Annotated in this window: 18 protein-coding genes; 8 read left to right on the top strand and 10 right to left on the bottom strand. The window is 70.5% G+C overall.

Annotation, left to right across the window (positions count from 1 at the left end):
* Positions 1–3: 3 nt before the first annotated feature.
* From AC6CH0_RS09735 to AC6CH0_RS09700, 8 genes are all read right to left on the bottom strand, one after another.
* A complete protein-coding gene (locus AC6CH0_RS09735) occupies positions 4–921 on the bottom strand; it encodes a carbohydrate ABC transporter permease (protein ID WP_498100153.1) in 918 nt (305 codons plus the stop codon).
* Positions 918–1,766, bottom strand: coding sequence for a carbohydrate ABC transporter permease (locus AC6CH0_RS09730; protein ID WP_498101094.1), 849 nt, complete (start codon positions 1,764–1,766; stop codon positions 918–920). The genes AC6CH0_RS09735 and AC6CH0_RS09730 overlap by 4 nt, the downstream gene beginning before the upstream one ends.
* 242 nt (positions 1,767–2,008) lie before the next feature.
* Positions 2,009–3,325 carry an ABC transporter substrate-binding protein gene (locus AC6CH0_RS09725; RefSeq protein WP_498100151.1) on the bottom strand — a complete coding sequence of 439 codons (1,317 nt, stop codon included), beginning with the start codon at positions 3,323–3,325 and terminating at the stop codon, positions 2,009–2,011.
* 232 nt (positions 3,326–3,557) lie between these two features.
* Positions 3,558–4,652 (bottom strand): Gfo/Idh/MocA family protein, encoded by a 1,095-nt coding sequence (locus AC6CH0_RS09720; protein ID WP_498100149.1) that lies wholly within the window; start codon positions 4,650–4,652, stop codon positions 3,558–3,560.
* Positions 4,645–5,454, bottom strand: a complete 810-nt coding sequence (locus AC6CH0_RS09715) for a cupin domain-containing protein (RefSeq protein ID WP_498100147.1) — start codon at positions 5,452–5,454, stop codon at positions 4,645–4,647. The genes AC6CH0_RS09720 and AC6CH0_RS09715 overlap by 8 nt, the downstream gene beginning before the upstream one ends.
* Positions 5,451–6,425: a DUF6807 domain-containing protein gene (locus AC6CH0_RS09710; RefSeq protein WP_498100145.1), complete on the bottom strand. Its 975-nt coding sequence runs from the start codon at positions 6,423–6,425 to the stop codon at positions 5,451–5,453. The genes AC6CH0_RS09715 and AC6CH0_RS09710 overlap by 4 nt, the downstream gene beginning before the upstream one ends.
* Before the next feature lie 62 nt (positions 6,426–6,487).
* Positions 6,488–7,624, bottom strand: a complete 1,137-nt coding sequence (locus tag AC6CH0_RS09705; protein WP_498100143.1) for a M24 family metallopeptidase — start codon at positions 7,622–7,624, stop codon at positions 6,488–6,490.
* Positions 7,621–8,631 carry a LacI family DNA-binding transcriptional regulator gene (locus AC6CH0_RS09700; RefSeq protein ID WP_498100141.1) on the bottom strand — a complete coding sequence of 337 codons (1,011 nt, stop codon included), beginning with the start codon at positions 8,629–8,631 and terminating at the stop codon, positions 7,621–7,623. Before AC6CH0_RS09700 ends, AC6CH0_RS09705 begins: the two co-directional genes overlap by 4 nt.
* Positions 8,632–8,788: 157 nt before the next feature.
* On the opposite strand from AC6CH0_RS09700, the gene AC6CH0_RS09695 reads away from it, so the two are divergent.
* From AC6CH0_RS09695 to AC6CH0_RS09680, 4 genes are read left to right on the top strand one after another with little or no spacing between them, the layout of a single operon-like run.
* Positions 8,789–9,775, top strand: coding sequence for an NAD-dependent epimerase/dehydratase family protein (locus tag AC6CH0_RS09695; protein WP_498100139.1), 987 nt, complete (start codon positions 8,789–8,791; stop codon positions 9,773–9,775).
* Positions 9,772–10,722 carry a 5-dehydro-4-deoxyglucarate dehydratase gene (locus AC6CH0_RS09690; protein WP_498100137.1) on the top strand — a complete coding sequence of 317 codons (951 nt, stop codon included), beginning with the start codon at positions 9,772–9,774 and terminating at the stop codon, positions 10,720–10,722. Before AC6CH0_RS09695 ends, AC6CH0_RS09690 begins: the two co-directional genes overlap by 4 nt.
* Positions 10,723–10,733: 11 nt before the next feature.
* Positions 10,734–11,858: a mandelate racemase/muconate lactonizing enzyme family protein gene (locus AC6CH0_RS09685; RefSeq protein WP_498100135.1), complete on the top strand. Its 1,125-nt coding sequence runs from the start codon at positions 10,734–10,736 to the stop codon at positions 11,856–11,858.
* Between the two features lie 50 nt (positions 11,859–11,908).
* Complete coding sequence (locus AC6CH0_RS09680; RefSeq protein WP_498101092.1) at positions 11,909–13,369, top strand: aldehyde dehydrogenase (NADP(+)); 1,461 nt, start codon at positions 11,909–11,911, stop codon at positions 13,367–13,369.
* Here AC6CH0_RS09680 and AC6CH0_RS09675 read toward each other — a convergent pair.
* Complete coding sequence (locus AC6CH0_RS09675) at positions 13,366–14,709, bottom strand: Gfo/Idh/MocA family protein (protein WP_498100133.1); 1,344 nt, start codon at positions 14,707–14,709, stop codon at positions 13,366–13,368. The two genes, AC6CH0_RS09680 and AC6CH0_RS09675, sit on opposite strands and share 4 nt — an antisense overlap.
* Positions 14,710–14,918: 209 nt before the next feature.
* Here AC6CH0_RS09675 and AC6CH0_RS09670 point away from each other — a divergent pair, with 209 nt between their 5' ends.
* Complete coding sequence (locus tag AC6CH0_RS09670) at positions 14,919–15,968, top strand: LacI family DNA-binding transcriptional regulator (protein ID WP_498100131.1); 1,050 nt, start codon at positions 14,919–14,921, stop codon at positions 15,966–15,968.
* A 104-nt stretch (positions 15,969–16,072) separates the two neighbouring features.
* On the opposite strand, the gene AC6CH0_RS09665 is transcribed toward AC6CH0_RS09670, so the two are convergent.
* Positions 16,073–22,426: a rhamnogalacturonan lyase family protein gene (locus tag AC6CH0_RS09665; RefSeq protein ID WP_498100129.1), complete on the bottom strand. Its 6,354-nt coding sequence runs from the start codon at positions 22,424–22,426 to the stop codon at positions 16,073–16,075.
* Between the two features lie 426 nt (positions 22,427–22,852).
* Here AC6CH0_RS09665 and AC6CH0_RS09660 point away from each other — a divergent pair, with 426 nt between their 5' ends.
* The 3 genes from AC6CH0_RS09660 to AC6CH0_RS09650 are packed head-to-tail and all read left to right on the top strand — an operon-like array spanning position 22,853 to position 26,249.
* Positions 22,853–24,097 (top strand): Gfo/Idh/MocA family protein, encoded by a 1,245-nt coding sequence (locus AC6CH0_RS09660; protein WP_498101090.1) that lies wholly within the window; start codon positions 22,853–22,855, stop codon positions 24,095–24,097.
* Between the two features lie 2 nt (positions 24,098–24,099).
* On the top strand, positions 24,100–25,374 hold the full coding sequence (locus AC6CH0_RS09655; protein ID WP_498101088.1) for a dihydrodipicolinate synthase family protein: 1,275 nt from the start codon (positions 24,100–24,102) through the stop codon (positions 25,372–25,374).
* A complete protein-coding gene (locus AC6CH0_RS09650; protein ID WP_498100127.1) occupies positions 25,371–26,249 on the top strand; it encodes a sugar phosphate isomerase/epimerase family protein in 879 nt (292 codons plus the stop codon). The genes AC6CH0_RS09655 and AC6CH0_RS09650 overlap by 4 nt, the downstream gene beginning before the upstream one ends.
* The last annotated feature ends 9 nt before the right edge of the window (positions 26,250–26,258 follow it).

Raw genomic sequence — 26,258 nt, 5'->3', positions numbered from 1 at the left:
TGCCTAGCCCTTCAGTCCCTGAGTGGCGACACCGTCGACCAGGAATCGCTGGAAGACGATGAAGAAGATCAGGATCGGCAGCAGCGCGAGGAACGAGACGGCGGCAGTCGCGCCGTAGTCGCTCGTCGACGTCGCGTCGTTGTAGAGCCGGAGGGCGATCGGCAGGGGGTACTTCTCTGGACTGTTGACGTACAGCAGCGGCCCCAGGAAGTCGTTCCAGGTCCAGATGAACGCGAAGATCGCCGAGGTGATCAAGGCCGGCTTGATGAGCGGCAGGATGATCGACGTGAAGATGCGCACGTGGCCGGCGCCGTCGATGCGAGCCGCTTCGTCCATGTCGCGCGGGATGTTGCGGATGAACTGCACGATCAGGAAGACGAAGAACGCCTCGGTCGCGAGGAACTTCGGCAGGATGAGCGGCCAGTACGTGTCGACCAGCTCGAGCTTATTGAACATGATGTACTGCGGAATGATGATCACGTGGAACGGCAGCAGAAGCGTGCCGATCATCGCCGCGAACAGCACGCCCACCCCGCGGAACTTGATGCGCGCGAACGCGTAGGCCGCGAGCGCCGACGAGAACAGGGTGCCGATCACCGCCATCAGGGCGATGAAGAGCGAGTTCGCGAAGAACCGCCAGAGCGGTGTGCCGCCGATGCCCTCGAGCACCTTGACGTAATTGTCGATCGTCGGGTTCTCGGGAATCAGGCCCGGGTTCTGGCCGAACTCGCTCGACGGCTTGAAGGTCGAGAGCAGCAGCCAGACGAGCGGGTAGAGGATCACCGCGGTGAGAGCCAGCAGCACCACGAACCAGATGACGGTGTTGACCGTCTTGCGCTTCACGCCCCGACGCCGGGGTGGTGCAGGCTCGGTGCTGACCTCGAGGAACTCGGCGCGTGGGACATCCGTCGTCGTGCTCATCGGTTCTCTCCCGCGTAGTGCACCCATGACTTCTGGGTCTTGAACAGAATGAAGGCGATGATCGCCACCGCGATGACGAGCACCCAGGCCATGGCCGAGGCGTACCCCATCTGCAGGTCGGCGAAGCCGCGCTTGTAGAGGTAGACGGTGTAGAAGTTCGTCATGCCGGCGGGCCCGCCGGAGCCGTTGGAGATGATGTACGCCGACGCGAAGACCTGGAAGGCGTTGATCGTCTCGAGCAGCAGGTTGAAGAAGATGACGCTCGAGAGCATCGGGACCGTGACCGAGCGGAACTTGCGCACCGGACCGGCGCCGTCGACCTCTGCCGCCTCGTACAGCTCTTGCGGCACTTGCTTGAGACCCGCGAGGAAGATCACCATCGGGGCGCCGAACTGCCAGACCGCGAGCAGGATCATCATCGGAATGACGAGATCGACGTTGCCGACCCATCCGCCGATGTTGATGCCGAAGAAGCTCAGCGAATTGTCGACGGGGCCGTCGGTGGAGAACATCGCCCGCCACACGATCGCGACGGAGACCGAGGCGCCGATGAGCGACGGCGCGTAGAACGAGGATCGGAAGAAGCCCGAACCCTTGTTGCGGTAGTTCAGCAGCATCGCGATGCCGAGCGCCGCGGCGAGCTTGATCGGCGTGCCGACGAGCACGTAGACGAGGGTGATCTGCACCGACTGGATGTAGTTCGGGTCGTCCGTGAACATGCGCACGAAGTTGTCGAACCCGATCCACTCGGGATCTTTGAAGAGGTTGTACTTCGTGAACGCGAGGTAGAGCGAGTAGATCATCGGACCGACGGTGAGACCGACGAAGCCGATCAGCCACGGCATGAGGAAGCCGTAGCCCGCGGCCGTCTCGCGACGGACGTGCTTTCGCCGGCCGGCGCTCGTCGGGATCTTGCCTTCGTCGCGCTTGATCTGGCGCAGGCTCTTGCGCATGCTGCGGCCTTCGGCGTCGGCCGTGACGATCGATCGGGTTTCCGTGGTGCTCACGATGGTTCTCCGGTTCCTGCGAGGAAAACAGTACCGGGGCCCGGCGGGTGGAACGGTGCCGGGCCCCGTGGCCGTGGGTGTTACTGGTTGAGGACGATGTCCATCTCGCTGAAGAACTGGTCGACGGCGTCGTCGACGGTCAGGGTGCCGTAGCCGAGCTCCTGACCGATCTGACGGAACTTCTCTTCGAGGCCGCCGTAGCCGACGATCGGCACGGGCGGCGCGTCGCCGAGGCGGGCCTCGATGGATGCCTCGTAGTCGGCGATCTGCTGGCTCAGCGGGTCGAGGTCAGCGCCTTCGAGGGCGGTCGTCGACGCGGGCAGGCCGCGGTTCGTACCGAACGCCGCGCCGGACTCCGGGCTGTTCACGAGGAAGTTCACGAGGGTTGCCGCAGCCTCGGGGTGCTCGGTCCCGGCCGAGATCGAGTGCAGCATCGACGGCTTCAGGTAGAGGTCCTTCGCGCCCTCCTCGGTCACGGGTGGCTCGATCAGGCCGAGCTCGGTGTAGTCGGCTCCGAGGTTGCCGAGGTACCCGGCGCCGAAGTTGTCCCACGTGAGTTCGCTTGCAGTGAGCGCCGAGTCGAACGCGGAGAGCGGGTAGATCTCTTCGAGCCGCTGCTGCCCGATGACCGAGCCGTCGGTGCGCATCTGGTCACCCTGCTCCCAGAACGCACGAAGATCGTCTTCGGTGAAGTTCGGCTCGCCCTCTTCGGTGAAGAGGTCTTCACCGGCGGCGCGCTGCTGCACCTCGAAGTTCTGGATGCGGCCGGTCCAGTCGGTGCCGCCCCAGAGCTCGACGCCCTGCGCGACAGCGGCATCGCTGACCTCTTTCATCCAGGCGTCGTAGTCCTGCCAGTCACCGCCGGCGAATTCGTCGATGCCGACCTGTTCGAGCAGCTTCGGGTTCGTGTACATGCCCCACGCGTTCGTGGAGGTCGGAATGCCCGTGGTCTCGTCGCCGACCACGCCGATGTCGAGGATGTTCTGCGAGAGCGGCTCGGTGTCGATGATGTTGCCGAGGTACGGCGCGAGGTCGAGCAGCAGGCCGTTCTCCGAATACTGGCGGAGGTAGGAGTAGTCGAACTGCATGACGTCGGGCAGTCCGCCGCCGGCCGCCTCGGTCTGGCGCTTCTCCCAGAACTCGGGGAAGCCGAGGAACGAGGTGTTGACCGTGATGTTCGGGTACTCCTCGTTGAACGCGGCGATCGCGTCTTCGTAGAGGGCTGCGCGCACGTCGTTGCCCCAGAAGGCGAGGTCGAGGGTGACCTTCTCGTCGGGATCGTAGCTGGCCGCGGGAGCCTCGCCGCCTCCGGAGCATGCCGAGAGCGCGAGCGCTGCAGCAGCGGTGAGTGCCGCGGCGGCGACCGCCGTGCGGCGGTTGCGAATGTTGAACATCATCGTCCTCCTGGAAACGTCTGTGTCTGCCTGGTGCGTTCCACGCGGGTGGGAAAGCGCTTCCCTCACGGTAGTCGAGCGAAATCTACCGGTCAACCGAATCCGCAAAATCGTTTCAATTCGTTTCCGGATGCCTCGAGCCAGGCACCGACGGCGCTTCGAGATAACCTGATCAGGGCTATATCGGGAGCAATTACACGAGCCGGCCGGGTCGCGGGCCGGGTACAGGTATCGTTCAGGAACGACGCAGGTCGGTCACCGGGCTCTCGAGGCTCCGGCCACGAGCGACATCGTCGCGAAGCGTCGCGGGCGTCACCTGCCGCCCGGTCGCCGCCGAGGAGTAGATCGCGGTGACGATCTCGAGCGACCGCGCGGCACCCGCAGCCGTCGACGGCAGCGGATCGCCGGAACGCAACGCCGAGTAGATGTCTCGAACCAGCGGGTCGTGTCCGCTCGCCTCCTCGACCTCGGGCAGCGCCCATGCCGCTGCCACGGCGCCCTCGACGTGCGGAGCGGGAGTGATGCGCCAGTGCTCATGGCCGTGACCGTAGAGATGATCGACGGTCACCGTGGCGTGCTCGGTATCGATACGGATCGAGCTCGTCTCGCGAGGCGAGAGCGCGCTCGTGATGACAGACGCCACGGTGCCGCCCGTGAACGTGACGACCGCGGTCGAGACGTCTTCGGTCTCGGTCTCACGGTCGAGCCGCCAGAGCTGGCCCTGCACGCTCGCCCAGTCGCCGAGGAGCCAGGCGAGCAGATCGATCTGGTGGATGCCGTGGCCGAGCGTCGGCCCGCCTCCCTCGGTCGCCCACTTGCCGCGCCAGGGCACGGCGAAGTACCCGGGATCGCGGTACCAGAGGGTCTGGCAGGTCGCCACGAGCGGGCGGCCGAGCGCCCCCTCGTCGAGCAGGCGGCGCACATGGGCGGCGGCGGTGCCGGTGCGCTGCTGGAAGACGACGGCGAGACGGCGGTCGTTGCGCTCCGCGGCGGCGGTCATGGCATCGAGCTCATCGAGTGAGAGGGCGGCGGGCTTCTCGCAGACCACGTGCCGGCCGGCATCGAGTGCCGCGATCGCCTGCTCGGCGTGCACACCCGGAGGGGTGCAGACGTGCACGACGTCGACGGCGTCGCCCTCGAGCAGCACCTCGATCGAATCGGCGACGGTCGGCACGTTCCAACGCGCCGCGAACGCACGAGCCGACGCCGGGTCGCGGTCGACGACGGCGACGAGCTCGGCGTCGGAGGTCGCGGCCAACGCCGTCGCGTGCGCGTTGGCGATGGCCCCGGTGCCGATGATCGCGGCGCGGAGGGGGGCGGTCTCAGGCATTGCTCTCCTTCTGCGGCGAGACGGGGACGGGCGTCGCGGCGGGTGACGGGGCAGAGGTTCGGGCAGCGGCGGCGTCGGTGTCGGTGTCGGTGCCGTAGCGGACGAGGCATCCGCACATGCCGAACGCATCGCTCGCCGGTGCACGCGTCACGCGAGCCTCGGCGAGGCCGGGATCACGGCCGTCGTCGAGCGCATCGAGGCGGTCACCGGTCTCGAGGGCGACGGCGAGCGCCCCCGACTCCCACTGCCGACGCCAGGCCGGCGCTCTCGGTGCCACGAGGGCGACGGCGCGCGAGTAGAGGCGTTGCAGCCGGGAGGCATCGAGCCGCCCGTCGGCGTCGAACAGCTCGCGGAAGCCCTCGACCGCGAGGTCGCGGCGTGCGAGCGCAGCGGCGAGCCGCTCGTCATCGGGTTGGTCCGAACCCGGCAGCGCGGCGGCCGCGCGGTATCGCTCCGAGTCGGCGAGCACCTCGTCGGGGAAGGTCATCACGGCGTCGCCCGCCTCGGGCAGTCCGGCGTTCTGCATGATCACCCGCACCTCGAGCCCACCGTCGTTGACGGCGCGATGGATCACGCCGGGTGCGAACCACACGAGCGAGCCGGGTTCGAGACGGTGCTCCGCGAAGCCCGAACCATCGACGGTCTGCAGGCGTCCGCGGCCCGCGACGACGAGGTACGCCTCGGTCGAGACGGTGTGCAGGTGCGGCGTGCCTCCGGCGAGCCCGTCGGGCGCGGCGTCCGTGTAGACGGCGAGTGCGCTCACGGAGGTGGCGCCGGGGAAGGCCGGCGACCGGGCGGTCACGAGGCGTCCGACGTCGCCGGCGCGGACATCGCCGGCGCAGACATCGCCGGCTCGGACGCCGCCGTGTCGCGCAACAGCGCCGCCCCGGCAGCGGCGAGTCGCTCGGCCCGGTCGGCGTCGCTCGCGCCGTCGGCGATCACGACGCCGTAGCGCAGCCCGAGCGTGTCGCCCGGCTCGACGAGGTGCTCCTCGCTGAAGAACGGCGCGGGGCAGAGGCAGGCGAAGTCCTCGGAGCGGGCGAACCACTGCGGCGGATGCTGCACGTTGCCTGGGTCGTCGACCATCACGATCGTCGAGGCGCCGTCGGTGCCGTCATGGCGCCCGCTGAAGCCCATCCAGGGCGAGCGGATGCCGCGCAGCTCGTCTCCCCCGACGACGCCGGGTGCCAGCACATCGCCGCCGGTGAACGATCGCGGCCCGCGCCAGAAGAGACCGCCGTACCCCGCGTTGTCGCGGCCGCGGGTCGTGGGCGAGCCGATCGAGATCGCGTGGTCGCTGACGTTGCGGAGACGCGTCTCGAATCCCAGGAACCACGCCGGCTCGCCGTCGACGAGGGCGGCACTGATCGTGCGCTGCTCCTCGAAGACGGTCCCGCCGGCCTCGGTGACCCAGTCGAGGCGCTCGACCGTTGCGGCAGTGTCGGGCTCCGCGGCATCCGTGAAAGAGCGATGCGCCTGCGTGCCGTTGTTGGGCAGTTGCGTGTAGCCCCGGCCGTCGACGAAGGTGGGGCCGCCCCAGAAGTTCTCGTCACCGACGACGGGCAGAGACCAGGCGATTCCCTTGTGCCAGACGTGGTCGTGCGGACGGAAGAGCGAGACGACCTCGCCGCCGAGGGTGCGTATCGGGCTGAAGTACGGGCGTGGCGACTCGAGTCCTGGATCGGTGGGCCGGTGCACGTACTCGGCGAGCACGGCCTCACCGGTGCGGATGCGCAGGCGGTCGTCGCCCCCGTCGATGCGGATGCCGGACATCGGTGCTCCTCGCGAATCGTCGTCGATCATCGGACGCCGCCCATGGTATCCCTGGGAAAGCGCTATCCGAACTCTACACGGTCGAGTTCGATCGGCCGCTCGAGACCCGCCACCGGCACGGTCGGCCAGCGCGCATCGACGGTCAGCGCCTCGAGACCCGCGTCGGTGACGAGCACGGTGTCTTCCACCTTCGCGCCCGGCGCGGTCGGATTCCAGGCGAACGGCTGATGCGGCTGCACCAGCTCGGCGACGGCCGGCGTCGCCCGCGGGTCGCGCCCGGCGTACCCGGCCGCGCCCCCTTGGTGATGCCGCCGCCATTCCTCGGGGTCGAAGCCGTGCCGCCCGTACGCGGCGATGCCGGTCTCGAACGCCGTGCCGATCGTGGAGCCGATCCGCGTCGCGCCGAGGAACTCCGCCTCGACCTCGAGGATGCGTCGTTCGGCGTCACGCTCGTCACGAGAGGCCTCACCCCACCGCACCCAGCGTGTCGCGTTCGCGATCAACCCGTGCCGCCGACCGCAGACGACGAGCATCGCCCGGTCGCCGAGCGGCCAGGCGGTGGGCAGCGGATGCCGGTGGCCGAGCCTCGATCGTCCGGCGACGAGGGTCACGAGCGGGTCGATGCCGCGGGCGACGAGCTCCGCGGCCAGCCTCGCAGCCACGTCGAACTCGGTGTCGCGGGAATCGGCAGCGCTCGCGACATCCGTCAGCACCTCTGCGACCTCTCGGCACAGCGCGCGATACCGCGCCAGCTCCCCCGGCAGCAGGCTCGCCCGCGCTGCGCGCAGCTCGGCGGCGGCGTCGGTCTCGTCGATCGCAGCGAGCCCGGTCGGCACGAGCGTCTGATGCCACGGCACCCGCACGACGGCGAGTCGTTCAGCGGCGTCCGCCGCGGCGGCGCGTCCGCCGGGCGGCGCTGCGGCGTCTCCGCCGAGTTCCTCGGCGAGCAGCCGCTCCGCCTCGTTCTCGAAGACGCGCAGTTCGTCGCCGTCGCGGCCGACGACGACCGCGGCGACGGGTTCGCCCGCGAGCGAGACGTGGGTGCGGGCGCCGTCGAGGTACCAGGCGACCGCGGCGTGCGAGCGCAGCACGACGGCGTCGGCTCCGCGCTGGTCGAGCACCGCGAGCACCCGGCTCCGCTTCGCCCGGCGGTCGACCGCGCGCTGGTCGACGGCGACGGCGTGCTCGGGCGTCGTCATCGCATCGCCCCGGTGCTCTCGCGGGCCTCGAGTCGTGGACGGTAGAACACCGAGTGCGCGATCGGGCCGCCCGCCATGAGGGTGCGCAGTCGCGCCCACACCTGGGCGCCCATCTCGGCGCGCGGCACCGACATGCTCGTCAGCCGGGGCGTCGCGTATCGCGACATCGGCACATCGTCGAAGCCCGCGACCGAGAGGTCACCCGGCACGTCCACGCCGAGCTCGCGCAGCCGGGTCATGAGGCCGAGGGCGACGAGGTCGTTGAAGGCGATCACCGCGGTGACGCCGTGGCGGGCGGCGTCGCGCACCGCCTCGGCCGCCTCGTCACCGTCTTCGGCGCGGGAGCCGCCCGCGAGGATGTCGATGCGCACCGAGTCGTCGGCGGCGAGCGCTTCGGCGACTCCGCGGAGCCGCTCTGCGTTCGAGGCACTCGTCGACGGTCCGCTCACGTACGCGATGCGATGGTGCCCGAGCCCGGTCAGGTGCTCCACGAGGTCACGGATGCCACGCACGTAGTCGACTCCGACGATCGGCACCTCGGTGTCGGGCAGCGGCCGGTTGACGACGACGACCGGGGCGACGCGACGGATGAGCCGCCGCAGTCGCTCCTCCGGCATGCGCGGCGCGCAGAGCACGAGTGCATCGCACCGCTGCCGCGCTTCGAGCGCGATCGCCTCCTCATCGTCGACCTGTTCGGCCGTGTCGGCCACGAGCACCCGATAGCCGTCGGATGCCGCGGCGAGGCTGAGGCCCTTGAGGATGCCCTGGAAGAGCGGATTCTCGAGGTCGGGCACGACCATCGCCACGGTCTGGTTGCGGCCGTGCACGAGGCTCCGTGCCGCAACGCTCGGGCGGTAGCCGAGCTCGGCGATCGTCGCCTGCACTCGGCGCACGATCACCGGATCGACCGATTGCTTGCCGTTCAGCACTCGCGAGACCGAGGCCTGGGAGACGCCGGCATGCGCGGCGACGTCGGCGATCGTGACCGCCCGCTGACGTTCGCTCATGCGCATCCCTCCCCGTGGCGACCGGGCGTGGACCGTCGCCGAGTAGTGGCTCCCCGATGGGAAACCGGTTCCTCAGTGTAGCCGCAGGCTTGCTCACCGACCCGGTGTTCACCTAGGCTTCCGCGGAGAAAGCGGTTTCTCAGCGACAGGGGCACAGATGCAGATCCTCGTCACCGGATCATCGGGTCGGCTCGGCCGGAGCCTGGCCGCCGGCCTCGTGGCGTCGGGCCACGCGGTCGTCGGAGCCGACCGCGCCCCGTCGGGACTCGACGGAGTCGAGGAGCATGAGATCGACCTGCTCGACGCCGTCGCGACGCACGCGCTCGTCGACGAACTGCGACCCGACGCCCTCGTGCACCTCGCCGGCATCGCGGTGCCGTTCAGCGCACCCGAGCGCGAGATCCTGCTCACCAACACCGCGCTCGCCCACACCGTGCTCGCCGCAGCAGCAGAGACCGGGGTGTCTCGGGTGCTGGCCGCGAGCAGTCCCACCGTCATCGGATACAGCTCACCCGACTGGCGGGCCTCGTCGGTGCCGATCGACGAGACGCACCGGGTCGAGCCCGCGAACGCCTACGCCCTCTCGAAGTTCGTGATCGAGCACGCGGTGCGCATGTTCGCCCGCACCTCCCCCGGCGCGTACGGCTTCTTCCGCCCCTGCTACGTCGTCTCCCCCGAAGAGTGGGCCGGTGCCCCGACGCAGCAGGGCCACACGATGCTCGAACGGCTGGGCGACCCGTCACTCGCCGCGGTGAGCCTCTTCAACTACCTCGACGCCCGCGACGCGGCATCCTTCGTCGATGCCTGGCTCGCCGCGCCCGTCGCGGTCGTCGACGGTGAGGGCTTCTTCGTGGGCGCACCCGATGCGCTCGCTCGCAGGCCCGTCGCCGAGCTGTGGCGCGAGTACGCCCCCGGCCTGGGCGAGGCGGCCGAGCGACTGGGCGGCACCCGGCCGGTATTCGCGATCGAGAAGGCTGCGGCGCTGCTCGGCTGGCGGCCGCGACACCGCTGGCGGGCCGCGCTCGCCGAGCTCGGACCACCCGATGCGGCCACGGCTGCCGCGGCAGCGCACGCGAGGCCGATCGCTGCAGCATCGACCGTTCCCTCCACGCACGACCCCCACCACGAATCGAGGGCGTCATGACCGCCGCATCCGTTCCATCACTCGCGTTCGACGGCGTGCTCTTCTTTCCGGTCACGCCGTTCACTCCGGCCGGCACGGTCGCGCACGACGTGCTCGCCGAGCATGTCGTGAGCCGTCTGCCGTTCTCCCCGGGCGGGGTGTTCCCCGCCTGCGGCACCGGCGAGTTCCATGCGCTGTCGGCGAGCGAGGCGATCGCGGTCGTCGAGACGACGACCGACGCCGTCGCGGGCCGCGTGCCGGTCATCGCCGGCGCCGGCGGGCCGCTCGGCCACGCGATCGAACTCGCCCGGGGTGCAGCGGCCGCCGGCGCCGATGGACTGCTCCTGCTGCCGCCGTACCTCGTCTCGGGCACGACCGATGGCCTGGTCGCCTGGGTCGAGGCGGTCGCCGCAGCAACCGAGCTGCCGGTCATCGTGTACCACCGCGGTACCGCCCGCTACACGGCCGCAGCGATCACCCGGCTCGCCGCCAACCCACGCATCGTCGGGTTCAAGGACGGAACGGGCGACATCGGGCTCGCGCAGGAGATCGTGCTCGCCGCCGAGTCGACCGGCCGCGAGCTGGCGTTCTTCAACGGACTGCTCACCGCCGAACTCAGCCAGGGCGCGTACCGCGGCATCGGCATCCCGCTGTACTCCTCGGCGGCGTTCGCCATGATCCCCGACCTCGCCGCACTGCACTACCGCGCCTACACCGACGGCGATGAAGCGACGCGGCTCACGCTGCTGCGCGAGTTCTACACCCCGCTCGTGGCGCTGCGCGACGAGACGCCCGGCTTCGGGGTCTCGCTCATCAAGGCCGGCCTCCGGCTCAGGGGACTCGCCGTCGGCTCGGTGCGCCCGCCGCTCGTCGATCCGACGCCCGAGCAGGAGGCCCGGCTCGCTGCGCTCCTCGACTCCGGGTCGGCCCTCGTCGAGCGGCTGAGCCCGGCCGCCGTGCTGCGGTGAGGAACGCGACGGTGGACGCCACCGCGACGGCGACGATCACTCGCCTCTCGACCCGGCGCATCCGGGTGCCGCTCCGGCGGCCATGGGGGCCCGACGTGCGCGACCTCTCGCTCGTCGAGGTAGTCGTCGAGGACTCCGACGGCGAGCGCGGGCACGGATTCTCGTGGACCCCCTCGATCGGAGCCGCCGCAGTGCAGGCCCACCTCGACCACGACATCGCGGCGTTCGCGATCGGCCGGCCGGCCGCTCCCGAAGGTCTCTGGGATCCGCTCTGGACGCACCTCCACGAAGGGGGCGGGGGCGGCATCACGACGATCGCGATGGCCGGACTCGACCTCGCCCTGTGGGATCTCGCCGCGCGCCGCGCCGGCATGGGCATCGCCGACCACCTCGGTCGGCGGCACCGGGCCACCGAGGTCTACGGCAGCGGCGTGAACCTGCACTATCCACTCGACGAACTCGTGGCGCAGGCCGAACGCTGGGTCGACGCGGGCTTCGAGGCGGTGAAGGTCAAGGTCGGCAGCCCCGAGCTCGGCCGCGACCTCGACCGCATCGCAGCGGTGCGCGCCGTCATCGGGCCGTCGCGACGCCTGATGATCGACGCCAACCAGCGATGGAGCCTCGACGACGCAGAGCGCGCGATCGGCGAGCTGTCGACCTTCGACCTCACCTGGATCGAGGAGCCGCTCCGAGCCGACGACCTCGCCGCGCACGTCACGCTGCGCAGCCGCGTCGAGGTGCCGATCGCACTCGGCGAGAACCTGTACACCCGCTACCGCTTCGCCGAGTTCATCGACGCCGGAGCCGTCGACCTCGCGCAGCCGAACATCGTGCGCGTCGGTGGCATCACGCCGTTCCTCACGATCGCCGAGCTCGCCCGTGACCGCGGAGTCGGTCTCGCCCCGCACCTGCTGCTCGAGCTGTCGGCGCAGCTCGCGCTGATCCTGCCCGGCGAGCACCTCGTCGAGGCGGTCGAAGATGCGTCGTTCGCCGAGCTCGGCGCCCTGGCGACGCCGCCGCCGATCGCGATCGACGGCAACCGGGTGCGCACGACCGGTCAGGCCGGCCTCGGCATCCGATTCAGCAACCGACGATCGGATGCCGCGGTATCCGCTCACTCGACGGAGGAATCGTGACCAGCACCACTGCCGCAGCCACAGGCACAGACGCAGACGCAGACGGCGCCGTGCACGCCGTCTCCACCGATCTCGCCGGCCTCGACGCGGCGGCCGCCGCGGCCCGACGCGCCTTCGCGGTGTCCGTCGCATCGACGAGCGCCGAACGCGCCTCGTGGCTCTGCGCCGTCGCCGATTCCCTCGACACGAACGGCGCCGAACTCATCGGCATCGCCGACGAGGAGACTCACCTCGGCACTGCGCGCCTCACCGGCGAACTCGCGCGCACCACGGCGCAGCTTCGACTCTTCGCCGAGGCGATCGTCGAGGGCTCGTACCTCGAGGCGACGATCGATCATCCGAGCGCGACCACCACGCCGCCTCGACCCGACCTGCGCCGCCTGCTGCGACCGCTCGGCCCCGTGGCCGTGTTCAGCGCCTCGAACTTCCCGTTCGCGTTCTCGGTCGCCGGCGGCGACACCGCATCTGCCCTCGCGGCCGGCTGCCCCGTCATCGTGAAGGGCCACTCGGCGCACCCTCGCCTGTCACGCCGCACGGCCGAGATCGTCGCCGCCGCACTGTCGGCGGCGGGCGCTCCGACAGGCATCTTCGCCCTCGCCGAGGGACGCGAACTCGGCATCGCCCTCGTGCAGCACCCCGAGGTGCGCGCGGTCGGCTTCACGGGATCGCTGCACGGCGGCCGGGTGCTCTTCGACCTCGCGTCGGGCCGACCCGACCCCATTCCCTTCTACGGAGAGCTCAGCGCCGTGAATCCGGTGCTCGTCACGCCCGCCGCGGTCGTCGCTCGCGCCGACGAGCTCGCGGCCGGCCTCGCGGCATCCTTCACGCTCGGCGTCGGGCAGTTCTGCACGAACCCCGGCGTCGTCTTCGTGCCGGCCGGCTCGCGCTTCGCCGAGCTGCTCGGTCGCGCCGTGGCGACGGATGCCCCGGTGCCGATGCTCACCGACGGCATCGCCGCCGCCTATGCCGACGGGGTCGGCGCCCTCGCTGCCCGCCCCGACGTGCAGGTCGCCGCCGGCGACCCGGTGCAGCGGCCGGGCTCGGGCTCTGCGGTCGTGCTGGCGACGACCACCGATGCCGTGCGCGCCGACCCCGACGCGTTGCTCGCCGAGTGCTTCGGCCCGGCGACGCTGATCGTGGAGTACCAGGAGGTCGACGACGCCCTCGAGACGATCCGCGCGATCGGCGGCAGCCTCACGGCCACCGTGCACGCCGAGCCCGGAGAGTCGCTCGATGCGGTCGTCGCGGTGCTCGCCGAGATGGCCGGACGCGTGCTGTTCGGGGGCTGGCCGACCGGGGTCGCCGTGAGCTGGGCCCAGCAGCACGGCGGACCGTGGCCCGCGACGACGTCGATCCACACCTCGGTCGGGGTGACCGCGCTCCGCCGGTTCCTCCGCCCCGTCGCCTACCAGGACGCACCGGAAGCCGCTCTGCCCCTCGAGCTGCGCGAGGCGAATCCGCTCGGCATCCCGCGCCGCGTCGACGGCGTGCTCACACTCGCGCCCGGCTAGACCCCGAGCTCGAGGTCGATGATGCGCACCGGCGCGCCGGTGGCGAGCGAGAGGTTGCCGGCGATGCCGACCGAGACGGCCCGCACCCCGTCGGCGTAGCCGGCGACCCGTCCGAGCGGAGCATCCTCGGTCACCCGGCCGAAGAGATGCTGCAGCAGGTAGGCGTCGCCGCCGCCGTGGCTGCCGATTCCCGCGGGGATCGGGACGAGCTGCGCCCGCTCCCAGTGCCGCTGCAGCAGGAGCCGCTCCGAATCCGGCCGGAGTTCGTCGACCGACGAGTGCTCGGGGTGCATGCTCGGGTCGACGACCACGCGCCCATCGTCGCCGACGACGACGGCTCCTCGCTCGACGACCTCGAGCTCGGCACGCCCCTCGGTGCCGTTGACGGTCACTCGATAGCCCTCCCACGGCGCGTGCGCGTTCAGCGAGTAGCTCATCGTCGCGCCCGAGTCGTAGTCGACGATCGCCGCGAGATTGTCTTCGATCGTGATGCCCGCGTCGAACACGTCGCGGTCGCGCAGGTACCCGTCATGGTGCTCGTTGTCGAGGTAGAGCTCCTTCATGCGCGCGTCGCTCGCGAGGTCGAGTGCGAACGGGTCGCCGGCGATTCCGGTGCCGCGCGACGGCCGTTCGCCGAGGCCGCGCGCTGCGGCGTTCTCGGCGCCGTAGAATCGCAGGCCGCCGCTCGCGAAGACCCGCACGGGCACCGCCTGGATCCACCAGTTGACGAGGTCGAAGTGGTGCGAGGCCTTGTGGATGAAGAGTCCGCCCGAGTTGGACTTGTCGCGGTGCCAGCGGCGGAAGTAGTCGGCTCCGTGCACGGTGTCGAGCGCCCATTCGAGGTGCACGCTCGTGACCCGACCGATGCGTCCGTCGGCGATCACCTGCCGCAGGGCGGCATTGCGCGGGCTGTAGCGGTAGTTGAACGTCGTGATCACCTCGCGCCCGGTCTCGGCGATCGCCTCGCCGATGCGGCGCACACTCGCGGCATCGATGGTCAGCGGCTTCTCGACGACGACGTCGGCGCCGGCCCGCAGCGACCGCACGACGTAGTCGGCGTGGGTGACGTCGGGGGTGGTCACGATGACCCGGTCGAGGCGCTCATCCCGAATCATCCGCTCGAGGTCGTCGGGTTCGTAGCGAACGGGCGCCGGATGCCCCGCGGCGACGACCTCGCGCTCGTACACGTCGAGGCGGCCCGGGTTCGCATCGCTCCAGGCGACGAGTCGAGCAACCTCGGGCACGTGTTCGGCACCCAGCTGCGTGCCGGCGAGCGCCCCGATGTACATTCCTGCACGGCTGCCCGTGCCGATGAGACCGTATCGTTCCTGCTGCGCCAACGCTCGCTCCGTTCGGGTTTGCCGAGAAAGCGCTTCCCGCGTCGACGTCGCGGCGCACGCGCCAGTGCCGACCCGAACCGGGAAAGCGCTATCTCGGTACGCTCACATTTCTATCAGTTCCGCTCCGTGCGGCCAAACCTTCGCCGCTGCGCGTGTCCCTCCGCGATAGAGTCGAGCCGCCCGAGGGCGACGACGATGCGGGAGGACCCATGAGCGACGGCGGCATGACGAGCAGGCGCGCACCGGCCACGCTGCACGATGTCGCACGCGAGGCCGGGGTCTCCCTCGCGACCGCGTCGCGATCGCTCAACGGCAGCACTCGCAAGGTCAACGAGGAGTTCCGGCAGCGCGTGCTCGCCGCCGCCGCGAAGCTCGACTACTCGCCCAACCTGTCGGCCCAGGCCGTCGCGCGAGGCACGTCGACGACCGTCGCGTTGCTCGTCGCCGACATCGCCGACCCCTACTTCTCCTCGATCGCCGCCGGCGTCGTCGCCGAGGCCGACAGCGAGCGACTCATCGTCACGATGGCCGCGACCGAACGCGACCCCGAGCGAGAACTCGAACTCGTGCGCACACTGCGCGGCCAGCGCCCACGCGTCATGATCCTCGCGGGTTCGCGCCCGACGAGCGACCCCACCGAGGGAGCACTCGGCGACGAGTTGCGCGCCTACGAACGTGCAGGCGGCCTGGTGGTGCTCATCAGCCGCAACGAGCTCGGCCTTCGCACCGTGCTCGTCGAGAACCGCGGCGGCGCCGAGTCGCTCGCCCGCGAACTCGCCGGAGTCGGCTACCGCCGCTTCGCGGTCATCACCGGCGGCGAGGGCCTGCGCACGGCCGCCGACCGAGTCGAGGGATTCCGGGCCGGCATCGCCGCAGCGGGCGGCACGCTGAACGACGACGACGTGATCCGCGACGCGTTCACCCGCGACGGCGGCTACAACGGCATGCGCACCCTGCTCGAACGGGGCCTCGGCGACCTCGAGGTCGTGTTCGCCGCGAACGACGTCATGGCGGTCGGCGCGCTCTCGGCGATCCGCGACGCGGGCCTCACGCCCGGCACGGATGTCGCGGTCGCCGGCTTCGACGACATCCCGACGGTGCGCGACGTCACGCCGGCTCTCACGACGGTGCGGGTGCCGCTGGAGGAGCTCGGCCGCCGCGCGCTCCGACTCGCGCTCGGCGACGCGGAGGCCGCGAACGAGGGCGCCGTGCGCACCGAGGTCGTGCTTCGGGAGTCGACGCCCGGCATCGTCCGCTGAGCGAGAGCATCGCTGAACCCGCCCCGGCCGGGCTGCAGCCGGCACGGTGAACGTGCAGACGGGGCTTCGGGAGTATCCACTCCCGAAGCCCCGTCTCGCTCGCGCTACTTCACCCGTACCGTGATCGGCTTCGACATCGTGCCGCCCGCCGCATTGAGGAACTCGGCGACGTAGACGTAGTCGCCGGGCGCCCGGCCCGCAATCGCGGTCGACGCCGACTGCGCCGCGGGTGACGCCCCGACGAGGGCCTGCGCGTCGATGACGACGCCGTTCTCGTACAGCCGATACGCCGTGCCGTTCGTGCCCCACCAGAGGTTCGCGGTCACGACGAAGTTGCCGTCGCGATCGCGGTTGTCGTGGCTGAGCACCGGCTGCGTCGGCGCGGCATCCCGCACCCGCACCGTCACGCTCGTCGTCGCCGTCGTGCCTGCCGCGTTCACGAGCTCGCCGGTGTACACGTAGTCGCCGTTCTCCTTCCCCGACACGTCGACAGTGGTGAGCTGCGCCTTCGGCGAGTCCGGTGAGAGCAGCGTCGTCGTGACGAACTCACCGTTCTCGTAGAGCCGGAACACGCTGCCGTTCACGCCGTGCCAGAGGTTCATCGAGATCGTGAACGTGCCGTCGGCGAGGCCGTCATCCCAGCCGCTGCTCGACGAGAGCGTTCCGCGGGCCGGAGCCCGCGTCGCCCCCTCGTCCTCATAGACGAGGAGCTCCACCGTCTCGGCCGTGACGAGCCCCGCGTGGTTCGCCGCGCGCGCCGTGAACGTGTGCACCCCGGCGAGCCCCTCAAGAGTGATCGCCTGGCCGGGCGCGACCGGCTCCCCGTCGAACGCGAGGTCGAGGTTGCGCACGCCCGATTCGGGGTCGGATGCCGCGACTGCGACCGTGAACTCGCCCGAGTCGGGCAGCAGCGTGCCCGATGCCGGCACTCCGGTCACGACCGGCGCCGTGGCATCCGTCGAACCACCGGGCGCCGCGGTGACCGCGATGCTCGGGGCCGGCGGCGTGGCCATGCCCTCGCCGATGAAGAAGCTCGGGTGCGGCGGCTGGTTGTACCCGGTGTTCTGCCACGCCACGGCGGTGCGGTACTGCGAGTCGTGCATGAGTGTTCGGATGCGGAGCTCGGTCGGCTGGTCGGTGGCGGAGATGCGCAACTCGGTCGAGTCGGCATTGCGCCACGCGATCTCCTCGCGCCAGTCGCCGAAGAGGTCGGCCTGGAGGTTCGGCGTACCCTTCGTGCTGTTGTTCGACCGGGCTCCCTCGTCGCGCAGCAGCACGTCGGACGACTCGGTCTCCCAGTTCCACTTCGAGACGGTCGGCACGCCCTGGTTCGCCGCGGCATCCCAGTCGTGGTCGACGATCTCGCGCAGCGGGTCGCCGTCCCACCAGGCGAGGAAGTTCGCCGCGGGGATCTGCTCCGCGATGAGCTCGCCGCCCGCCGACTTCAACTGCCCCACCGGCGAGTTCCACGAGGCGTCGCCGCCGATGGCCCAGGCCTCGGCACCTGCGTGCCTCGGGTCGATGTCACCGGCTGCCGCGCGGCCGGTGTCCTGCGTCGCCGGGATCTCCCAGAGGATCTCACCCGTGCGGGCATCGCGCATGGTGGCGCCGCGGTCGCCCGCCGACCCCATGTCCTCGTGGGCGCTGAACACCTCGAGGCCGGGACGCGACGGGTCGAGGTCGCTCGTGTGCTGCGCATCGCCGTGGCCGAGGCCTGTCGAGTACAGCAGCTCGCCGTCGTCGTCGATCGTCGCGGAGCCGAAGAGCACCTCGTCCTTGCCGTCGAAGTCGACGTCGGCGGTCGCGAGGCTGTGGTTGCCCTGGCCGTAGAGACCCTCTGCGCCCTCATCGTTCGAGTCGATGACCCACCGTTCGACGAGCTGTTCGCCGTCGAAGTCGTAGGCTGCGACGACCGCGCGCGTGTAGTACCCGCGGCTGAACAGCACGCTCGGCTTCTCGCCGTCGAGATATGCGACGCCCGCGAGGAAACGGTCGACCCGGTTCCCGTAGGTGTCGCCCCACGATCCGACGTCGCCGCGCGCAGGCACGTAGTCGATCGTGTCGATCGCACGACCGGTCGCGCCATCGAAGACGGTGAGGTATTCCGGTCCGGTGAGCACGTAGCCCGAGCTGTTGCGGTGGTCGGCGGCGGCGTTGCCGATCGGCTGGCCGACGCCGTCGAGCGTGCCGTCACCGGTCTTCATCGTGACCTCGGCCCGGCCGTCGCCGTCGAGGTCGTAGACCATGAAGTGCGTGTAGTGCGCGCCGGCCCGGACGTTCTGCCCGAGGTCGATGCGCCACAGGCGCGTGCCGTCGAGTCGGTAGGCGTCGAGGTAGACGTTGCCCGTGTACCCGGCCTGCGAGTTGTCCTTCGCGTTCGACGGGTACCACTTCACGAACAGCTCGTAGGTGCCGTCGCCGTCGATGTCGCCGACGCTCGTGTCATTGGCCGAGTAGCTGTACGGCTGCCCGTCCTTCGTATACGCGTCGGCGGGCTTGTCGAGCGGCACCGAGAAGTACGGGGCGCTCCAGACGCCGAACGGCTCGGTCTCGGTGGTCTCGACACCGTCCAGCACCTTGGTGACGAAGTACTGCGACTCCGCGGTGCCGGACTCGTCGAGCAGGTTGGTCGAATCTGCGATCGGCTCGTCGGTGATCCGCGCCCCGTCGCGGTAGACGTGGAACGCCACCGCGTCGGGGTCGGTGCCGAGCATGCGCCACGACACGAGCACGCCCGCGTCGGCCGCGATCGCGGACGGTGCGCGGTCGAGGTATTCGGCCTCGCGCTGCAGCACGGTCGGCGCGGGCGTCTCGAACTCCTCGGATGCCGCTGAGCGACCGCCGGCGTTCACCGCGACGACCCGGTAGAAATACGGGATAGTGGTGAGCACGTCGGTGTCCGTGTACCGGTTGGTCTCGGTGAGCCCGACGAGTTCGCCGTCCTCACCCGCGACCTCGGAGCGGAACACGAGGGAGTAGAGCGTTCCGGGCGACGCCGACCACGACAGCTCGAGCTCGCGCTTGTCGATCGACTCGAGGGTGATGCCGCTCGGGGCATCCGGAGCCTCGACCTCGGGGTCGACGAGCGACACCTCGGCCGCGTCCGACGGCACCGACTCGAGCCCGGTCTGGTCGACCGCGGTCACGTGGTAGCGGTAGTCGAGGCCGATTCGGGCGGAGACATCCGTGAACTCGGCTGTGTCGACCGACCCGACGAACACGGGCTTGGGGTCGCTCTCGCTCTGCCGATACACCTTCCAGCTGAGGTCGGGCTCCGCGTCCCAGGCGAGGGAGATGCCGGGGCCCGCCGGGTCGGCGTCGACCTCGGTGACCTCGAGGCCCGTCGGCCCGAGGAGGATCGGCGTGATCTCGAGGCCGTTGAGGCGCGTTCCCGCTGCGTTGCCGTAGGCCCGGATGCTCAGTTGCCCGTCGGTGACGAGCACCGGCCCGCGGACCGACTCGTTGACGGCGGCGCGTCCGGCGTTGCCCGATCCGAAGCTCCGACCCTCGATCTCGAAGTCGGTGCGGGTCGATCCGATCCAGTCGCCCGAGTACGTCTTTACCGAGTAGGTGCCGTTCGGCACGTCGAGCGCGAACACGGCGCTGTCGCCGGGCAGCACGAAGTCGCGCTGCAGGTCGTTCGGCACGCCGTCGGTGGAGCCGCGGTCGCGGTCGCCGAGGTTGCCGATGCTCTCGAAGCCGAAGCCCCGCTCCTCGTCGTACGCCATCGTGCGGTTCACCTCGGTGTAGCCGGCCATGAGCGGCTGACCCACCGGTCCGAAGTCGAACTTCCAGCGTGCCTGCTTCGTCGTGAATGACACGGTGTCGGATGCCGCGGAATCGCCGCGACCGTTGACCGCGACCACGTGGTAGCGGTACGTCGCCCCCTCGAGGAGCCCCTGCACGATCGAGCTCGTCTGGGTCGTCGTGCCGACGAGGCTCCAGCTCTGCTCGGGATCGTTCGCCAGCTGCCGGTAGATCTTGTAGATGTCGGCGCCGGGCGAGGCGTCCCACTGCAGCACCGCTCCGGCGTTCGAGATCGCGCCGGCGACGAGCCCGGTGGGTGCTGCCGGCACCTCTGCGGGCGGTTCCACGTCGACGACGGATGCCGCGAGCGGGTCGTCGAGGCCCTGCACGCCCTGCGCGATGAGTCTCGCCATCTGGATGGCGCCGTACTCCTGGAAATGCGTGTCGTCGGCGATGCCGGCAGGGCGGTTCGGGTAGATGTTCGGATCGACGTGCAGGAAGACGGCCTTCGACGCCTCGGGCCCGATCTCGTCGAGGTAGGCACGGCTCGAAGCCGACAGGTCGACGAGGAACACGTCCTCCTCGACGGCGAGCTCGGTCATCTTCGCCACGTAGTCGGGGAAGCTCACGTTGAAGAGACCGGTGGCGGCGTCGAAGCTGCGACGCGAGACCGGCGTCACGAGCACCGGGGTGCCGCCGCGCTGGCGCACACCGTCGACGTAGACGCGGAGGTACTCCTTGTAGTCGGCGGGCGAGGCGTACCGGTCGTCGACGCCCTGCGTCGCGTCGTTGTGGCCGAACTGCGCCATCAGGTAGTCGCCGGGGCGCACCGAGCGGAGGATCTCGTCGAGTCGTCCCTGGCTGATGAAGTTCTTCGAGCTGCGGCCGCCGATGGCGTGGTTCGCGAAGTCGACGTCGTCGTCGAAGAACCGGTCGATCATCTGGCCCCAGCCGGCCTGCGGAGCCCAGGCGATGGGGTCGTACGTCTGCACGGTCGAGTCGCCCGCGAGGTACACGGTAGCTCGGGCGCCTGCCACGCGGGGTGCCTGACGGGTGATCGTGAGCGCGTTGAGCGCGGCGGCGTCGCCGGTGACCTCGAAAGTGAGACGGCCGTCGACGAGCGCGATCGGGAACGACATCTCGAGGTACTCGCCGGCGGCCTTCGTCGTGAGCTGCACCTTGGGCATCGACTCCGAGGTGATCGCGATGGAGCTCGCGGCCGCCGCGTCACCCGCGATCAGCGAGACGATGTAGTCGCCGGTGCCGAGCGCGGCCTCGAACGTGGCACCCTGTGCCGCGACGAAGTCGCTTCGCAGCGGATCGTCGCCGCCGCGGTCGCCCTCGCCGGCCGGCGCGACGGTGAAGCCGTAGCCCCACTCGGGATCGAAGGCGGTTGCGGCCGTGACGGACAGCGCTCCCTCGGCGACTGCGCCAGGGCCGAAGTCGAACGCCACGACGTCGCCCGCCGGGAGCGGCGCGGGCTCGGTGTACACGGTCGAGGCGGCGACGGCGGATGGTTCGGAGGCGCCGGCCTCGTTGCGTGCCGTCACGCGGTAGTACCGGACCGACGACGTGTCGACGCCCTCGTCCACGAAGCCGGGGGTCGTGACGAGTCCGAGCTGCGAGAACGTGCCGTCGGCGGCATCCGACCGCTCGACGACGTACTCGGCGGCGTTCGGCACGGCGCTCCACACGAGCGTCACGGTCGTGCGCGACACCTGCGCGGCGAGCACGTCGGCCGGTGCGGCGGGCGGCTGCAGCGCCGGGATCTCACCGGTCAGCACGGGTGGCTCGCTCCGCGGCGACTCGAGGCCGTCGGCGCTGACCGCGCTGACCGTGTAGGCGTACGACTCGCCGACGGTGACAGCGGCGTCGGCGTAGGCGGCATCCGTCACCTCGGCCAGTTGCACTGCGGCGCCGAGCACGGGCATGCCCGCATCGTCGAGCGCGACAGGGGCCCGGTGCACGCGGTAGGCGGATGCGCCGTCGACGCCGGTCCAGGCGAGGTCGACGCCGTCGTGCGCGAGGCGCGTGATGGTGAGACCGGCCGGGCTGGCAGGTGCTTCGGGCACGACCGGCTGCACGATGATGCCGTTGACGTACGCGCCGACGCCGGATCCACTGAAGCCCGCGGTGAGCTGCCCGTCCGCCACGGTGACACGGAAGGTCTGCGATGCGACGGCCTGGCGGCTCGTGATGCGGCCCGCGTCGACGCCTTCGAGCGCGACGGAGGTGGCCGTGCTCGAGGTGCCGACGAGCTCGTCACCCGAGAGCACGGTGACGTCGTACTCGCCGTTCGGCACGTCGGCCAGGAACTGCCACGGGGTGCCCGCGACGAAGTCGTTCTTCACGGCGTCGACGGGAACGGTGCTGCCGTCGGTCGCGCGGTGACGGGAGATCAGCGTCACGCCGGCGCCCGGCATGACGCCGTAGCCGAGCTCGGCCGTGTACGTCGTCGTGTTCGTCACCTGGAGGTGACCCTCGGCCACCGCGCTCGTCGCGGTGCCGAAGTCGAAGCGGTAGGCACCGTCGGCCGTCGGGCTCAGGGCCGCGACCGGACCCGTGGTGAGCAGCGCGCCCACGAGAGCGAGGGCCGTTCCGGTGGCGACGATGCCTGCGGAGCGGCCGAATCGGCCTCGAGGTCGCCTCGACGGGCTCGACGCGGCGGACTGGTCATCGGCGCGATCGACGCGCACGGGTGGATGGGGCACGGTTTCCTCCTCGGACAGCACTGGCAAAGGATGCACGCATCGGATGCCCCTGCCTCGCGGCATCCGACGGTGCAAGGCCGGGCCCATGGGACTCGCCCCGGCCGACTCGGAAAACGCATTCCGAGGCGTGGGCGCCATCTTGACACGATTCAATCGACGGGCACAAGGGGAACGTTCGTCGCCGGCATCTTCATCGTCGCGCAGCGGATTCGCATCCGGCCGTCCGGCGTGGCGCGGCCTTTGCGGCCGGCCGACCGCGGCCTCCGCATCGAGGGCGACTGCGTATTGCAAAAGGACGCCGACGTGTCCTACACTCGGGTAAACGCTTTCCCGCAGCGGTGCGGCGGCCTCCGCCACCCGCTCCCGGCCTGAACAGGAATCATCACCGTGGCAGAGCAGACCACCCCGCAGTCCATCGGCATCATCATGAACGGCGTCTCCGGCCGCATGGGGTACCGCCAGCACCTCGTGCGCTCCATCCTCGCGATCCGCGAGCAGGGTGGCGTGCTGCTCGCCGACGGCGAGACCCGCGTCCAGGTCGAGCCGATCCTCGTCGGGCGCAGCGAGAAGAAGCTCGCCGACCTCGCCGCCAAGCACGGCCTCGAGCACTACACGACGAACCTCGACGAGGCGCTCGCCGACCCGCGCTGGCAGATCTACAGCGACTTCCTCGTCACGAAGGCGCGCGCCGTCGCGATCAAGAAGGCGATCGCGGCCGGCAAGGCCATCTACACCGAGAAGCCCACCGCCGAGAGCTTCGACGAGGCGCTCGAGCTCGCGCAACTCGCACAGGCCGCCGGCATCAAGAACGGCGTCGTGCACGACAAGCTCTACCTGCCGGGCCTGCAGAAGCTCAAACGACTCATCGACTCCGGCTTCTTCGGCCGAATCCTCAGTGTGCGCGGCGAGTTCGGCTACTGGGTCTTCGAGGGCGACTGGCAGCCGGCGCAGCGTCCGAGCTGGAACTACCGCGCCGAAGACGGCGGCGGCATCATCGTCGACATGTTCCCCCACTGGAACTACGTGCTCGAGAACCTCTTCGGCCGCGTCGAGTCGGTCTACGCGAAGGCCGTCACCGAGATCCCCTCCCGCGTCGACGAGCAGGGCGAGCCCTACACCGCCACCGCAGACGATGCCGCGTACGCGATCTTCGAGCTCGAGGGCGGTGCCGTCGCGCAGCTCAACTCGAGCTGGACCACCCGCGTGAACCGCGACGAACTCGTCGAGTTCCAAGTCGACGGCACGCACGGCTCGGCGGTCGTCGGACTGTTCGGCTGCAAGATCCAGCCGCGCAACGCCACCCCGAAGCCGGTCTGGAACCCCGACCTCGCCGATGCGCACGACTACGACGCCGACTGGATCGAGAGCCCCGGCAACCAGGAGTTCGAGAACGGCTTCAAGACGCAGTGGGAGGAATTCATCCGCCACGTCGTCGAAGACGCGCCGAACCGCTTCGACTTCCTCGCCGGTGCCCGCGGCGTGCTGCTCGCCGAAGAAGGCCTCCGTTCCTCCGCCGAGGGTCGCCGCATCGACATCCCCATCGTCACGCTCGACGGGGCAGCGGATGCCGCGGCGCCCGCCTCGGCCGCAACCGCGCCCACCGCCGCCGACCTCGCCGAAGTCGGGAGCCTCGTCACGGAGGCATCCGCCCTCAGCGGATCGGCTCGATGACGATGACCGGCCTCACCCTGCTCGACGCCTCAGGCCGGTTGCGCACCGCGCCGCTCGTGGAGGCGCCGGCGTTCACCAGGCCGCGGCATCCGCTCACGAGCCGCGTCGCCTACGCGGCGGCGCACGTCGTGCCGAAGTCGTTCGCCGACAACACACCGGGCCGGCCGGCCGACATCGACTGGGACGCGACGCTCGCGTTCCGCCATCATGTCTGGTCATGGGGTCTCGGCGTCGCCGACGCGATGGACACCGCGCAGCGCTACATGGGCCTCGACGCCGCCGCAACGCGCGAACTCATCTCGCGCAGCGCCGCCGAAGCGGCATCCGTGAACGCGAAGCTCGTCGTCGGCGTGAACACCGATCACGTCGACGAGGAGTCCATCTCGCTCGAGCAGGTGATCGACGCCTACAAGCTGCAGCTGCACCACGCCGAAGACGCCGGCGCGGGTGTCGTGCTCATGGCGAGCCGGCACCTCGCCCGGGCGGCGGCGACCGCCGACGACTACCGCCGCGTGTACCGCGAGGTGCTCGCCGCGTCGGGCGCGCCGGTCGTGCTGCACTGGCTCGGCCCGGCATTCGACCCGACCCTCGCCGGCTACTTCGGTTCCGACGACACGGATGCCGCCGCGGCGACCCTGCTGCAGGTCATCGAGTACAACCGCGACAAGGTCTCGGGCGTGAAGATGAGCCTGCTCGATGCTTCCGCCGAGATCTCGGTGCGCGAACGGCTGCCCGAGTCGGCGCGCATGTTCACCGGCGACGACTTCCACTACGTGGGCCTCATCGAGGGCGACTCGCGCTCGCACTCCGATGCTCTCCTCGGCGCGTTCGCGGCGCTCGCGCCGAACGCCTCCGCCGCGATCCAGGCCCTCGACCGCGGCGACGTGGCCGCCTATCGCGACATCCTCGCGCCGACCGAGCCGCTCTCGCAGCAGATCTTCGCCGCACCGACCTACTACTACAAGACCGGCGTCGCGTTCATGTCGTGGCTCAACGGCCACCAGGGAGCGTTCCAGATGGTGGGCGGCCTGCACGCCGCACGCAGCCTGCCGCACCTCTCGCGCATCGTCGAGCTCGCGAACACCTCGGGCGCGCTCGAGCGCCCCGAGCTCGCAGCGGCGCGATGGCACTCGCTGCTCACCGTGAACGGGCTCGACGTGACAGCCGGTTCGGCGAGCCCCGACTCGCCGAACGACGTGCGCAGTGCAGACACCGCGAGCACGGCATCGGATGCCGCGACGCCGCCTGCCTCCGATGTCGCCGAGGTGCTGGCATGACCGCGCACCCGCGACTCTCGCTGAACCAGGCGACGATCAAGTACGCGCCATACGACGATGCGCTCCGCGTCACTGCCGACGCCGGCTACGAATCGATCGGCCTCTGGCGCGAGCCCGTCGCCGACGTCGGCCTCGACGAGGCGGCACGCCGTCTCGCGGACTCGGGCCTGCGCGTCTCGAGCCTCTGCCGCGGCGGGTTCTTCACGTTGCCCGAAGGCGCCGAACGCCGCGCGGCGATCGACGAGAACCGTCGGGCGATCGACGAGACGGCGACGCTCGCCGCGGCCGGTGCGACCGGTTCGGCGGCGGTGCTCGTGCTCGTCGCCGGCGGAATCCCCGCTGGATCGACCGACCTGGTCGGAGCCCGTGCCCGGGTCGGCGATGCGCTCGCCGAGCTCGTGCCGCACGCGGCATCCGCCGGCGTGACCCTCGCCATCGAGCCGCTGCACCCCATGTACGCGTCCGACCGGGCGGTCGTCTCGACGCTCACCCAGGCGCTCGATCTCGCCGCACCGTTCGAGGCGTCGGCCGTCGGCGTCGTGGTCGACACGTTCCACGTCTGGTGGGACCCAGAGGTCTTCACCGCGATCGAGCGGGCCGGCGCAGAGGGCCGCATCGCGAGCTACCAGGTGTGCGACTGGCAGACGCCGCTCGCGGCCGACGTGCTGCTCTCACGCCACTACCCCGGCGACGGCGTCATCGACTTCGCGGGGTTCACGCGTGCCGTCGAGGCGACCGGCTACTCCGGCGACATCGAGGTCGAGATCTTCAACCAGGCGATCTGGGATGCCCCGTGGCCCGAGGTCGCCGCTCGCACCGCCGCGGCGTTCGACGCTACGGTGAGCCCGTACCTCGCGGCATCCGTCACGGCGTAGCCGGCGCCC

The organism is Agromyces sp. GQ35 (genome assembly GCF_059758475.1).
The sequence above is the reverse complement of the archived record's forward strand: the minus strand, read 5'-3'. Positions and strand labels throughout refer to the sequence as shown.